At 61.6% G+C, this 13277-nt stretch carries 8 protein-coding genes; 6 read left to right on the top strand and 2 right to left on the bottom strand.

The window, feature by feature from the left end:
• Positions 1 to 259 precede the first annotated feature (259 nt).
• Positions 260 to 1210: a hypothetical protein gene (locus ACQKJZ_RS14245; RefSeq protein WP_051743944.1), complete on the top strand. Its 951-nt coding sequence runs from the start codon at positions 260 to 262 to the stop codon at positions 1208 to 1210.
• A 46-nt stretch (positions 1211 to 1256) separates the two neighbouring features.
• Here ACQKJZ_RS14245 and ACQKJZ_RS14240 read toward each other — a convergent pair whose 3' ends face one another.
• The gene (locus tag ACQKJZ_RS14240; RefSeq protein ID WP_066764086.1) at positions 1257 to 2240 is read right to left on the bottom strand and encodes a ParB/RepB/Spo0J family partition protein; all 984 of its coding nucleotides are present in this window, start codon (positions 2238 to 2240) and stop codon (positions 1257 to 1259) included.
• A gap of 259 nt (positions 2241 to 2499) precedes the next feature.
• Positions 2500 to 3702: an AAA family ATPase gene (locus ACQKJZ_RS14235; protein ID WP_062787893.1), complete on the bottom strand. Its 1203-nt coding sequence runs from the start codon at positions 3700 to 3702 to the stop codon at positions 2500 to 2502.
• Positions 3703 to 4244: 542 nt separating this feature from the next.
• Here ACQKJZ_RS14235 and ACQKJZ_RS14230 point away from each other — a divergent pair.
• From ACQKJZ_RS14230 to ACQKJZ_RS14210, 5 genes are all read left to right on the top strand, one after another.
• On the top strand, positions 4245 to 5549 hold the full coding sequence (locus tag ACQKJZ_RS14230; protein ID WP_062787891.1) for a replication protein RepA: 1305 nt from the start codon (positions 4245 to 4247) through the stop codon (positions 5547 to 5549).
• 164 nt (positions 5550 to 5713) lie between these two features.
• On the top strand, positions 5714 to 6559 hold the full coding sequence (locus tag ACQKJZ_RS14225) for a DUF7146 domain-containing protein (RefSeq protein WP_288806362.1): 846 nt from the start codon (positions 5714 to 5716) through the stop codon (positions 6557 to 6559).
• Positions 6560 to 6634: 75 nt separating this feature from the next.
• A complete protein-coding gene (locus tag ACQKJZ_RS14220) occupies positions 6635 to 10858 on the top strand; it encodes a strawberry notch family protein (protein WP_288806363.1) in 4224 nt (1407 codons plus the stop codon).
• Positions 10859 to 10963: 105 nt separating this feature from the next.
• Entirely contained in the window at positions 10964 to 13069 is a 2106-nt protein-coding gene (locus ACQKJZ_RS14215; RefSeq protein WP_037505400.1) for a ParB/RepB/Spo0J family partition protein, read from the top strand.
• Positions 13070 to 13170: 101 nt separating this feature from the next.
• On the top strand, positions 13171 to 13277 hold a 107-nt coding region (locus ACQKJZ_RS14210), incomplete at its 3' end, for an ArdC-like ssDNA-binding domain-containing protein (RefSeq protein ID WP_427731738.1).

Genomic DNA, 13277 nt, shown 5'->3' with positions numbered 1-13277 from the left:
TTTTTTTTTTTTTTTTTCTTTTTTTTGACGGCCGGCAGGACAGCCTCAGGCGGCGCTACGGGGATTTCTGGCCCTTCCCGGGCGGTTTCGGTGCTCACGACGCGCCTCGCTCCTCAGCCGCGCTTGTAGCCCACCTTATAAAGAACGGTCAAATCTGCTTATGTGATAAGTGCAATTATCGCATATGAACTTTTCGACGATAGCATGAGGCGAAACCAACTGCTGACTTTGGTTTCCTCACGCGCTAAGCGTAAGAGCGATGCAGGAGATCGTCGACCGCCGCGCAAATGACCCAATGTTGCTGCTCGGCCGGCTCGACGGCCGGCTTCATCATAGTACAAGCGCCGACATTTTCCTTGCGCGATCGCGCCTTCACGGCGCCGCGGCGTTAGCAGGTCTCGCCGGCGTGCCGATCGCTGTCGGCGACCTGCAGGATTGGATCGCGGGGCGAAGCGCCCCTCCCCGCGCCTCCGAAGGTCTCAACGATCCGATATCGGTGGCGTCCATTTTCCACCTCGCACTAAGTCGGGACGAGGATGTCAGAGACCCGGTTGGCCGCGCATCCCTCAATGCTCTCCGAACCATCCTCGACGACCGTGCAGAGGCTGAGCGCTATGGTGGAGACGATCTCGCACACTTCGGCCCGCTCTGGCGTCAGGTGAAGTCTGCGGCGGATGCACCCTTCCCCGTCGCCGATCTCCGGTCCATCGCCGAGCGCGTGTTCGCTCTTGCCGAAATGACCGAGCGTCTTCCGGTCGGCGCCTCGGAGGTTGTTGCGATCGACGGACGCTCGTTGGAGCTTCCTCCCCGCTGCCGCGATCGCAACTGGCTCGTCGCGACCGCTCTTCCTCGCATGCTCTACCGCGCTGGCTTCACGAGCCGCATCATCCCCTCACTGGTGCCGCTCCCCAAGTTCATGCCCCCTTCCCCTGCCGCGCTGACCGGGTTCCTCGCTAAGGAGATCGGGCAGATCAGCGCGGCGGGGCTCCGCGAGCTTTCCGCAATTGAGCATGACGTCGCCAAGCTCACCAATTTGGGTGCAACTCAGCGAAGTCGCCTGCCGCTTCTCGGGCGCCTATTGATCGCCTATCCAGGGCTCCAGGCATCCTCCGTTTCGAAGCTGCTGTCTGTGACACCTCAGGGTGCCCGAAAGCTCCTCGCGGCGCTGCCCACCACGCCTGCCGCGCAGCGCCGGCTGCGGGCCGAATAGCGACCGGGACGCCCTCCGTACTGAAACGCCGTCTCGCTTGTTTTGCTCAGCTCGCCGGCAACAGTTCTTCGATCGCTTTCATGAGCTCGGCCTTCGTGGCGCCGGTCCGGGGCACGATCTTGATCGTGATCCCCCCACCTCTGGCACTGGCATAGCGCAGAATCGTCTTTCCGCCTTTGCCCGTGATCTCTCGCTCGCCAGTCTCCTTCTTCTTTGCCTCAACGGTCGCACGAACAAGTCGCTTCGCCACCTCGGGTCCGGTCAGACTGGAACCACCATTCCTACGCTCGGCCTCGATGCGCTCGGCCTCGTCTCGCATTCGCTTCAGAGTTTTCGGTTCGCTGGTCAGCGGTTTGATATCGCGCGCCACTCGAACGGTAATGTCGTGGGTGTCCGAAAATGCCGCCACGATCTCCTCAGGAAGCCTCGCAACATCCAGCAGGCGGCTCAGCCATGACCGCGAGAGGTTGAGATGCTCCGCCATCTGGGACTGGGAGTTCTCGTAAAACTCCGACAGCGCTCGCGCATATTCCTTTGCACGCTCCCAGTCTGAAATGTCCTTTCGCGACCGATTTTCAACGTCCGAAACCCGGAATGCCTCTTCATCCGTGACGGTCTGGATCGTGACGAGATAATCAAATTCTGGATGATGATGTTCGCGGAGCCACTGGACAGTCCACCACCGGCGAACGCCAGCGATGATCTCATAATCGTAGTCAGGATCGTCCTTCAGACGACGCACGATCGCCGGGATGCGCTGCCGCTTCGCCGCGAGAAAGGAGTCGATCAGATCGCGACAGCTCTCTTCGGACAAATGGTCCAGGTCGCGATTGTGCATCCGCCAGGGACGGCAACGAGCCGGGTCCACCCACTCCGTTCGATCGGTAACCGTCTTGCCGCTCGCTATCCGCGCCAGGGTCTGGCTTCGGCTCGCGATGATCCCTTCCGAGGGGCTCGCATTGTCAAGCTCGGCCTCATTATCCAGGCCTTCGGTGAACATCGAGCCGAAGCCCTTATTTCCTTTTGTCATCGGCTCGCTCCTACTCGAATTTCCGGCATCTTGGAGACCCGATTTGTTGGTCTGTTGCCACGTGGCAACAAACCGAAATTCGCCTCGCCTTCGGCTCCCCTTTTCTGAGGGAAAACTGATCCTGGAATTTGGCTCATGATACTGTTTATAAACGCTTTCCTTGCTCGGTTGCCACGTGGCAACAACGCATCATTCTTAGCAGATTTCAGCCCCATAGACGGCGAACAATTGCCCGCAGTTGCCACGTGGCAACTGCTGCTCAAAGCTGCCCCCCTGCCCGGCTCGGCCAGGTCCGCAAAACGTCTTCTTCGATGTCTCGGCAAACCTCATTCAGATGCCTCATGCACCGGTTGTAAACCTCGTGCGAAGTGACGGGCTTTTCCAGTTCAAAGACCGTCTTCATCCGCGAGCTGGCATTGTCGATCTCCGCACTGGTGACCATCACCGAAGAAGACATTGAGCCTCCGAAAACGCTCCGCATCATCGAAAGTATCTCACGATGCATCGACTTGCTGTCGTCGACCCGGCTGCCGACGAGACGGATGAAATTGTAAGCCGGGCGCCCCCTCCCCGCGAGCTGCTCGAGCTGCTTCATCGTGGTCTTCGCCATGTCGATAAACGACACCGTCGATGCGAAGTCGACCAGGCTTGGCGGCACGGGGATCACCATCGCATTGGCTGCTTGAAGGACCGCCATGGAGACCATGCCGAGTGCTGGAGGCGGATCCATGATCACCACATCGTAATCTTCTACCACCGAGTCGATGGCCTCGGCGATCAGGTCGATGATGTTCAGGTTCTGATTGCGCGCGAGGTAGCCGGCGATCTCGTATTCGAGATTGTAGAGCCGCAAATTCGCAGGGATCAGATCGAGCCCATGGAAGTGGGTCTTCCGAATGATCTTTCGCACACCCAGCAATTCCGGGTTATGGAAATGCCCATAGAGCGTGTCGTCCTCCTCCAGATCGACGTCTGGTCGGTAGCCGAACATCATTGTCGATGAAGCTTGGCTGTCGCAGTCGATAAACAGCACACGATAGCCGTTGATCGCGAAGTGCTGAGCCAGGTGCAGCGCGATCGTGGACTTGCCGACACCGCCCTTGAAATTGCAGACCGAGAGAATGGCGGGTGGATCTTCCGGGCTGCGCCACGGACGCGTTCCGAACACCTCACGCATATGATCGAGTTCTTCGAGCGTATATTGGACGCGATGACCGGAAGCCGTCCGCCCACGCTCCGGCAAACGCCCGTCGCGTTCAGCTTCTCGGATCGCCGACGCGGTGCGTCCGACAAGTGATGCAGCCTTGGAGATAGGGAAGGTGGGGGCTCGCTTCTGCCCTGTCTCTGGATCGACCGCGCTGTCGCGGATCCGCTTGAGGATCGTGAGCGCTTTACGGTGAAGCACATCCAGGCCACCTTCCAGAAGGTCATCGGCGGGGACATTTGTGGGATCAGTGGCCATGAGATTCCGCTTTTGTGGGTTTGATGGCCCACAATAGCGACGTTGGCAGTTTCGAGCAACGATTTGGCCATCGAACTTACAACTTTACCGATGATCTCCGAGCCGTTTCGGATTTCAAGGTAATGCCAATGCGCCCTGGTAGAGGCGCACCGATGATCTCCGAGTCGGTGCAAGCTTTTCGAAAACTTGCTGCGTCCGGCTGCACCGAGCGATGCCCTGTGGATAAATACCGATGATCTCAGTACCTTCCGATGATCTCGGTGCGTCCTACCAATGATCTCGGTGCCAACAGACCGATGATCTCGGAGCGCATACCTATTACATGAATCCCTGAATCAATCCGATTCGCGAATCGGCTTCAAAATTTCGATTTTTGAAAGTGGGAAGGGGCGATTCGGCAAAAGCGGCACCGAGATCATCGGTCGAATTGCAACTCTCACCCCTGATTTCCCGCCAAAACTGCCAACAGGGTTGATTTCGAAACCCAAACCTGTTGAGACAGCGCCATCACAGACCCCGGAGATTCGGGGAAGGGCGGAACAATGAACGGAGATCAGCATAGGCCGATTGGGCACCAATATGCACTCGCCATGATCGATGGCGGTGCAGAGAATGTCCGGAAGCTTGCCTCCACTGCCGGAACCCAATTGACGCTCGACGCCTTCCTGCGAGTCCACGACGAAGAGCCTGTCCCGGCATTTCTCCATTCCGCGCTTTGCGCCATGTCGCTCCCGACCAAGCGCCCGAAGGACGACACGCTCCCGATTATCCGGGAAGACGGCAAGTACGCGCTGGCAATCAACCCTCGGCCGGTTCTTCAAAATATCGATGGCAAGTCGGTCATGAGAAGCCTGGGTGTTCCATATGGGGCCTATCCCAGGGTTGCGCTCATCTATCTGCTTTCACAGGCGGTAATGAAGCGTTCGCGCGACGTCTATCTCGGCCGCAACTTCACGGAATGGATGCGGCGGCTTGGCTATCAAACGGTGTCCTATGGCCCCCGTGGCACCGCAAATCTGATGCGCGAACAGGTCGACCGCTTGCTGGCGTGCGAGTGGCAGATTCGCTGGGATGGCACCGAAACGGACGACAACGCCTTTGCGGTCCGCGATGTGAAGATCTCAAATGAATATGCTGGTTCACTCGACAAGAACGGCACCTTCGCGCGGGAAATCCGTATGTCGGAGGTCTTCTACAGTCACCTTATCGAGCACGCTGTCCCATTAAACGAAGTAGCGATCCGGGAGCTTAAAGGGACGCCAACGGCGCTCGATCTCTATACCTATCTTGCCTATCGCCTCCCACGGATCGGCTCCGACAAGGGGCAGATCATTTCTTGGGATCAACTGGCAAAGCACCTCGGCAACGAGGCTGACAGCAAGCGCTTTCGTCAAACGGTGCGGGAGACGATGCAGCTCGTCTCGGCGGTTTATCCCAACGCGAACGTCGATCTCTCCGGCAGGAAGGTGGTCCTTCATCCGTCTCCAGCGCCGATGGAGCGTAAATTGGTCGGACCCCATTTGCGACTTGTTGGGGCGCCAGGCGTCGAAACGGCACCGAGATCATCGGTTCGCACCGTTCCGCAGGCAACGAAACCCGCAGCGAAATCAGACGAACCGCTTCACGCATTCCCGCCGGGAACGCTTTCCTATGGCGACCGCGAACAGGCGTTTCGGAGTGTCGGTCTCACTAAGGGCCATCCTTGGTCAGTCGACGATATGGCCAACGCATTCCGCAAGGGATTCGCCGATATCAAGAGGCCCCGGACCGACACCGAATGGATGCGGCTCTGGGAGGCCTTCGTGATCAAATATGCGGATCGGCGGAAGAACCGGCCTGACGATTGACCGATGATGTCCGAGCCGTTCGTCGCCTGCGAACGAGCCCGAGTCGTGCCCGATGAAGCGATCAACGTGAGCGCGCCGACCCTCATCGTTGATAGGTCCGGGTCACAGCGCCATGCGCTGAAAGAGGGAAGGGGGGATGTGGCTACCGAGCAGGAGGTAGTCCTATGCCACTCACGGCCAAACGACCGACCCAGGAACTTGTTGACCTCGTAGGCGCTCTTGGCGGCACCTGGACCGGCTACAGGGCTATGGCCCGTTGCCCGGCACATGGCGACAACGATCCAAGTCTTTCGATCCGCCAAGGTGACCGCGGCATTCTGGTGACGTGCTTCGCGGGTTGCGCACGCCATGATGTTCTGCGGGAATTGCGTCGGGTTCGAACCGGCCAACATTATGCAATACCGGAACAGGATCGACCGCAAGGCAGCGCCAATGTCTCGCGCATCTGGGAGCAGGCCGTTGGCGTCAAAGGGACGCTGGCCGAGCGCTATCTTGAGCGACGCAACTTGTTGCCAGCGCCTGCCGACGTGCGCTTCCATTCGCGCTGCCCATACCTCCCGAAGCCGAAAACCGTTTATCGACCGGCTTTGCTGATTGCTGTTCGCGAGATCCGGCAGCTCGTCGCGATCCAGCGCAACTTTCTCGACCCTGCGACAGCGAAGTGCCTCCGAAAAGTCATGCTCGGCGTGCCTGGGACAGGCGCATGGCGGGGCCGGGCAGGGGGCGAGACGCTGGCGATCGCCGAAGGTTTCGAGACTGCCGGCGCCTACACCCGCATCAAGGACATCCCCTGCTGGGCCTCACTTGGCGCCAGGCGGCTCGATCAACTGGTCATTCCACCCGGCATTACGACCCTGCTGATCGCAGAGGACAATGATCCAGAAGGGCGTCGCGCCGCGGCGTCCGCCGAAGCGAAATATGCCCGTCCCGGGCTCATCATCCGCCGCGACCCGCCGCCGCCGGCTTTCAAGGATTGGGCAAAGTTCCTCGACGCGCACTGCCGGACCTGATCCCGGGGCGGAGAGAGGGGAGGGGGATCGAGGGTGTGTCGCTGCGACAGATGCAGCCGCGCAGGAGATTCCCAAATGACCGACCTTTTTCAGACCGCCGAGCGCGGCGACCGTGCCGCTGCGCACATCCTTCTATCCCAACTGGCGTCAGGCGAGCCGGTCACCCGTCAACATCTCAATCGGGCGATGGTGCAGGCGTTCGGCGGAACCGATGCCGAAGGACGCTGGACGCAGCGCTCAAGCTTCGAGGTGCTAGAGCACGCACTCGCCCTTCATCTCCGTGGATCATTGGCGCCTCTGGCCAGCCTCGCCGATGTCGCCGCGCGGATTGACCTCGCGCAGCGCCTCCCCACTCAGACCGTGCGGAGCGAAGACCAGATCGAATGGCAGCAATTCTCGACTCCTGTCGACATTGCGGCCGTCGCGATTCTGCTCGCAGATGTCCGGCAGGATGATGTCATTCTCGAGCCCAGCGCCGGCAACGGTTTGCTCGTTGCACAGCTTGGGGCTCATCGATCGCTGCATCTCAACGAGCTCGATCCGATCCGCCGCGATCGCCTGCACGGCGTTTTCCCCGGCGCAACGATCACCGGCCATGATGGGGCGATTCTTGATGCTGCTCTTGGCGACGCACCGCGTCCTTCCCTGATCCTCATGAATCCGCCGTTTTCGCGGTCGCTCGGCCGCGGCGTCGATGATCTTGCGGCCGTTCGGCATCTTCAGGCTGCACTTCGCCGATTGCAGACTGGGGGCCGCCTCGTTGCCATCATGCCCGACTGGTTCGGACCGACCACCCGAATGCGCGACCACTACGAGACCGTCCTTCGCGGATCGACAGTGCAAGCCTCTGTTCGACTTGAAGGCTGCTATCTCAAACACGGCACGTCTATCGACGTGCGAATCTTCGTCATCGACAAGGTCGCCGGCAGGCTCGCACCAGAAGTCATCCAGGGTGGATCAATCGCGGAACTGCTCGACGTTCTCACCGTGACACCTCGCCTGTCCCTTGTCGCAGATCAGCCGGCACCCGCGCCGAAGCGGGGCGGAGGCATCTCGCTCTTCAGAGCGGTCAAAAGCGCCAAGCCCATGCCCCGGGCCTTTCACGCTGCCGTGCGCAACCATGTCTTGCCGGTTGCTTACACCAGGCTCGAAACCCCGGCGCCGCTGCTCGAACAGACCGGCGTCTATCTGCCCTATCGGCCAAGCCGCCTGGTTTTCGACAAAGCCGGCGAACACCCGACTGCGCTCGTCGAATCCGTTGCCATGGGATCAATCCCAGCGCCGATCCCCGATTACGTCCCTTCGCTGCCGGAGCGGACTGTCACAGAGCGTTTGCTCTCGGCCTCCCAGCTCGAAACCGTCGTTTACGCCGGCCATGCCTGGGCTCAGACGATCCCTGGGCGCTTCGCACCGGACAAGGATGGTGTCGGCCTCGTTATCTCGGAGGAGGGCCGCGGCTACCGAAAGGGTTTCTTCCTCGGGGACGGAACCGGGGCAGGCAAGGGTCGCCAAATCGCGGCCGCCATTCTTGACAACTGGCTTCAGGGGCGGCGTCGCAATATCTGGGTCACCAAGAACGCGCCCCTCCTCGAAGATGCTCGCCGTGATTGGACGGCCCTCGGCGGGCTCGCCGGTGACATTCAGCCCATATCGAACTGGAAGATCGACGAACCCATCAGGCTTGACCAGGGCGTCCTTCTGGTCACCTATCCGACCCTTCGATCGATGCGCGGGGAACATAGCCGGCTGAAGCAGATCATCGACTGGGCCGGCGCCGATTTCGACGGCGTCATCGCCTTCGACGAAGCGCACGAGATGGGCGGTGTCGCAGGAGGCGAGGGCGCACTCGGAGCCAAGGAGGGATCGCAACAGGGCATCAGCGGCGTTCGGCTCCAGAACCATCTGCCCGCCGCGCGGATCCTCTACGCCTCTGCGACGGGGGCGTCCGAGGTCAACAACCTTGCCTATGCCGTGCGGCTCGGGCTCTGGGGACCGGAGACGGCGTTCGCCAATCGCGAGCAATTCATCTCCAGCATTCGCCAGGGCGGGATCGCCGCCATGGAATTGGTCGCACGCGATCTCAAGGCGACTGGGCTCTACATGGCGCGAGCGCTGAGCTTCGCCGGTGTCGAATATGAGATCCTGCGGCACGAACTGACGCCCGCGCAGATCGAGATCTACGACACTTACGCCAATGCCTGGTCCATCATCCACCGGAACATGGAAAAAGCCCTGGAACTCACCGGCGTCGTCGATGGTCTCGAGAACACCACTTTGAATAGCGGGGCGAAGGCATCGGCCCGCTCGCGCTTCGAGTCCACCAAGCAGCGTTTCTTCGGCCAGGCGCTGCTTTCGATGAAGCTGCCAACGGTCATCGCCGCGGTCGGCGAGCATCTTATGGCGGGCCAGTCGGTGGTGCTTCAACTGGTGACGACGGCCGAGTCCATCCTCGACCGGCGATTGGGCATGCTCAGCCCGGATGAGCGCGTCGACCTCGAAATCGACCTCAGCCCTCGTGAATATGTCATCGATTATCTCGAGCGCGCTTTCCCTACTCGCCAAATGCGCGTCTTCACCGACGACACAGGCACGCAGCGCTCCGAGCCGATGACGGACGAGACGGGTAATCCCGTCTACAATCCCGAAGCCGAAGCTGCCCGCGCGCTGATGATCGAGCATCTTTGCGCATTGCCGCCGATCATGTCGGCGCTCGACGGCATCCTGGAGCATTTCGGGCATGATCGTGTCGCGGAAGTCACTGGGCGGACAAAACGCCTAATCTCGACGGGCGACGGCCGGCAGAAGCTGGAAACCCGTTCGACCCGTACCAGTCAGGCCGAGGCCGCGGCCTTCATGCAGGGGCTGAAGCGCGTCCTCATTTTCTCGGACGCCGGCGGGACGGGGCGATCCTATCACGCATCAATGGACGTGCCGAACCAGGAGCAACGCGTCCATCTGTTGCTCGAGCCGGGCTGGCGCGCGGACCGCGCCATTCAGGGCCTTGGCCGAACCCATCGGACCCATCAGGCGAGCACGCCACTGTTCCGGCCCGTCACGACCGACTGCAAAGGCGAACTCCGCTTCACCAGCACGATTGCGAGGCGGCTCGACAGCCTCGGCGCACTCACACGGGGTCAGCGCCAGACCGGCGGTCAGAATCTCTTCGACCCGGCTGATAATCTGGAGAGCGAATATGCTTGCGCTGCGCTGGTGACGTGGTTCCACTTGCTGGTCGATGGCAAGCTCAAGAGCATCTCGCATTCGGAATTCGAGGATCGGACCGGTCTCGAGCTCTGCGACAAGGACGGCGTCCTGAAAGAGGAACTGCCGCCCATCCAGCGATGGCTAAATCGCATCCTCGCGCTTCCCATCGGCCTGCAGAACAGCATCTTCGATGAGTTTCTGTCCCTGGTCGAGACACGGGTATCGGCGGCGAGGGAGGCTGGCCGGCTCGATGTCGGTGTCGAGACGATCCTCGTCGATTCCGCCACCTTGATCGACGACACACTGCTCCGGACCGACCCGGTCAGCGGGGCGACGTCGCACTTGCTGACCATCGAGATCGCGCGGCGGCGGACCCCTGTCACCTTGGAGCGCGTGCTGCGTATCGCCGACAGCGATAGCACCGCCGTATTTCTGCTCAACGCCAAGTCGGGGATGGTCGCGCTGCAGACCCGCGCCCGAGCGCTCATGGAGGAGAAGGACGGAACGCCGATCCCGCGCTTCGAGCTGACGAGGCCGACCCGGCGGGAATATATCCGCGAGCATGAGCTCTTCGAGAGCGCCTGGAAAATAGTCGATCGGGACGCCTTCTGCGCGAAATGGCAGGCCGAAGCCGATGAAGCGGCGAACAAGGTCGACACCGAGACGATCCGCCTCGCGACCGGCTTGCTTCTGCCGATCTGGTCGGCGCTGCCCAGCGATCATCTGGTGGTCAACCGCATCGCTGACAAAGCGGGAAATAGCTGGCTCGGCCGCCTCGTTTTCGACGAGCACGTTGTCCAGCTTTTCACCAAGCTCGGCATCGATCGCGCCGAGAACCTGCCGCCCTCGGACATCATCAAATCGGCCCATTCCGGTCGAAGCGTTGATGTTGCCCGCCCATTCCCCATGACGATCCGCCGCGCGATGGTGAACCGAAATCATCGCATCGAGATAGTCGGGGCGCCGTCGGATCAGCTCGCCTGGCTGAAATCCTTGGGCTGCTTCACCGAGATCATTCAGTACCGGACACGGGTGTTCCTTCCGGTGAGCATCGCCGCCGACATCCTTGGGCGCATTCTCGCCGATCCTGGGTGAGCGCGGGTCGCCCTTGGTCAAACGACCGAGGCCGCTCTTGGGAAAGAGGGAAGGGGGAACGGGGTGGTGTCCGGGAATTGCCGGACGCCAAGAGGAGTGACCCCGGTGATCCAGACCATCAAACTCGCCAAGCTGCGGCTCTCGCCGATCAACGTCCGTACCGCACCGGACGAACAGCTTCAGATTGAACCCATGGCCGCCAGTATCGAGGCCAAGGGCGTCCTTCAGAATCTGCTCGTCACGCCCGCCAAAAAGCCGCGCGGCACCTTCGAGGTCTTCGATGGCGGACGCCGTTGGCGCGCGCTTCGCCTGCTCGCCGAGCGCGGTACGATCTCGGAAGCCGATTTCGATGTCCCCGTCATGATCCTTACCGGCGACGATGCCGAATTGTCCGAAACGTCCACGGCGACCAACTTCCATCAGCTCAAGATGACCCCCGCCGAGGAATGCCGCGCCTTTCAGCACTTCATCGGCTCGACCGGCGATCTCGATGCTGTCGCAAAGCGTTTCGGCGTGACACGTCGCTTCGTCGAGGGGCGCCTGCGCCTCGCCTCGCTGGCAGCGCCGATCTTCGACGCCTTGAGCAAAAGCGAGATCACGCTCGACATCGCCAAAGCCTATGCGTCGACCGAAAGCCACGACAAGCAGCTTCTGGTCTGGAACAGCTACCAGAATGGCCACGTAACGGCCGACACCATCCGCCGCGTCATCGCCAATGAGACGCTCAAGGCCAGCGATCCGATCGCGATTCTGGTCGGCGAGGAGCGGTATCGCGCGGCAGGCGGCAAGGTCGATGGCGACCTCTTCACCGACGGCAACGACCGCTGGAACAATCCCGAGATCGCGCACCGTCTCGCCGGCGACATCATGGAGGCCGAAGCGAGACGCATCGGTGAGGAGACGGGCCTTGCCTGGATCAGGCCGATCGCCAGCAACTACGCCCACAACGCCGCCCACGGCCTCTACCGTGCCATCCTGCAGCCGCCCGCGCTCACCGAGGAGCAATCCGCCCGCCTTGGCGAGATCGAGGCGCGCCGCGCCGAGCTCGAGGCCGAAATGCAGGACGAATCCATCTCGCCCGATGCCTACAAGGCCCTGGACCAGGAGGATGACCGACTGATCGCCGAGGCCGAGGCGATCGAGCATCGCGCGCCCGTGCTGCCAGATGAGCTGCGGCCGCATGTCGGCGCGTTTCTGCTTCTGACGCCGCAGGGCGAGATGCGTCTCGACACCCAATTTTATAGCGAGCAGGAGCTCATCGTCGAAGAACCCGACGCGATCGATGATGCGGGCGGCGGAAATCCCGGCGAACCCGACGAGGGCGGGGCGGGCAGGTTTCGCGTCGGCGTGAAGGATTCGCCCGAGCCAGCTCGCCGACCCGAAGCTGTGGCACCTGGCGGCAAGCCGCTCAGCAATCGGCTCTACGACGAGCTTGCCATACAACGCCGCGATATTCTCGCATCCTGTCTGCTCGCTCAGCCGGCGCTCGCGCTCGATTACGCGCTGTTCGTCATGATCGACGCCCGGGTTTTCGCCGGCGGCGGTTCTGCCGACGAGATCGTTCAATATGGCACCACCATCTGCGCTGATGCCCCGCAGGATCCCGTCACGGCGGATTTGCCCGGCTCACGCGCCCGGTCCTACCTGGCCGAAGCGCATGATGGCCTTGATGCCGGATGGTGCGACCACGATCACGAAATCGATCGGTTCGAAGGGTTTCGCGCGCTCGATGACGACAGCAAGGCGCAGTGGCTGGCCTATATCGTTGCCATGTCGATCGAGGCCAAGCCGCGCGGGGCCAGCGGCCAGGTCGCGATCCACAATCGATTGGCCTCGATCCTCGAGATCGACGTTGCGAGCTGGTGGCGTCCGACCGCGGAAAACTTCTTCGATCGGGTCAACAAGGGCAGCATTTTGAGCCTGCTTCATGACGTCGGCGGCGGCGCGCTGACGGCTCGGCACGCCACCCTGAAGAAGGCGGAGATCTCGGAGAGCTGTGAAAAACTCTTCGCCGGGGCGGCCATTGTCGAGCCCGAGACGAAGGACGCTGTGCTCGCATGGGTGCCGGACGCGATGCGCTTTGGTGCTGCGGCCCCGTGCCCGACCGATCGTCTCGGTGGCGAGCCGGATCGCTCTGCGTTGTCGGATGATCACATGGCGGAAGGCGCTTCGGTCGCGGACGATACGGTGATCGAGCCGGTCGAAGCCTGACCCAGCAGGACAGGGGGGCGGTCGGCGCCACTTGCGCGATCGTCCCCTCCCGCACGCTTGCCTCTCCCGAACCCCATCGTCATCCCGCTGGAGCATCAGCCATGCCTGCGAAAGCCCGTCCGAGCCGCGACGTCGCGGCCGAAATCACCAACCTCATCATCAGAAAGCTGGAAGAAGGCGTCCCGCCCTGGACTCGGCCCTGGCGGGT

It is taken from the genome of Sphingomonas sp. NPDC019816 (genome assembly GCF_050274375.1).
Taxonomy (GTDB): Bacteria; Pseudomonadota; Alphaproteobacteria; order Sphingomonadales; family Sphingomonadaceae; genus Sphingomonas.
The sequence above is the reverse complement of the archived record's forward strand: the minus strand, read 5'-3'. Positions and strand labels throughout refer to the sequence as shown.

Bases quoted from the DNA above. Each gene is read 5' to 3' on its own strand.
- ACQKJZ_RS14245 (WP_051743944.1), top strand. From the start codon at position 260: ATGCAGGAGATCGTCGACCGCCGCGCAAATGACCCAATGTTGCTGCTC.
- ACQKJZ_RS14230 (WP_062787891.1), top strand. From the start codon at position 4,245: ATGAACGGAGATCAGCATAGGCCGATTGGGCACCAATATGCACTCGCC.
- ACQKJZ_RS14240 (WP_066764086.1), bottom strand. From the start codon at position 2,240: ATGACAAAAGGAAATAAGGGCTTCGGCTCGATGTTCACCGAAGGCCTG.
- ACQKJZ_RS14235 (WP_062787893.1), bottom strand. From the start codon at position 3,702: ATGGCCACTGATCCCACAAATGTCCCCGCCGATGACCTTCTGGAAGGT.
- ACQKJZ_RS14220 (WP_288806363.1), top strand. From the start codon at position 6,635: ATGACCGACCTTTTTCAGACCGCCGAGCGCGGCGACCGTGCCGCTGCG.
- ACQKJZ_RS14225 (WP_288806362.1), top strand. From the start codon at position 5,714: ATGCCACTCACGGCCAAACGACCGACCCAGGAACTTGTTGACCTCGTA.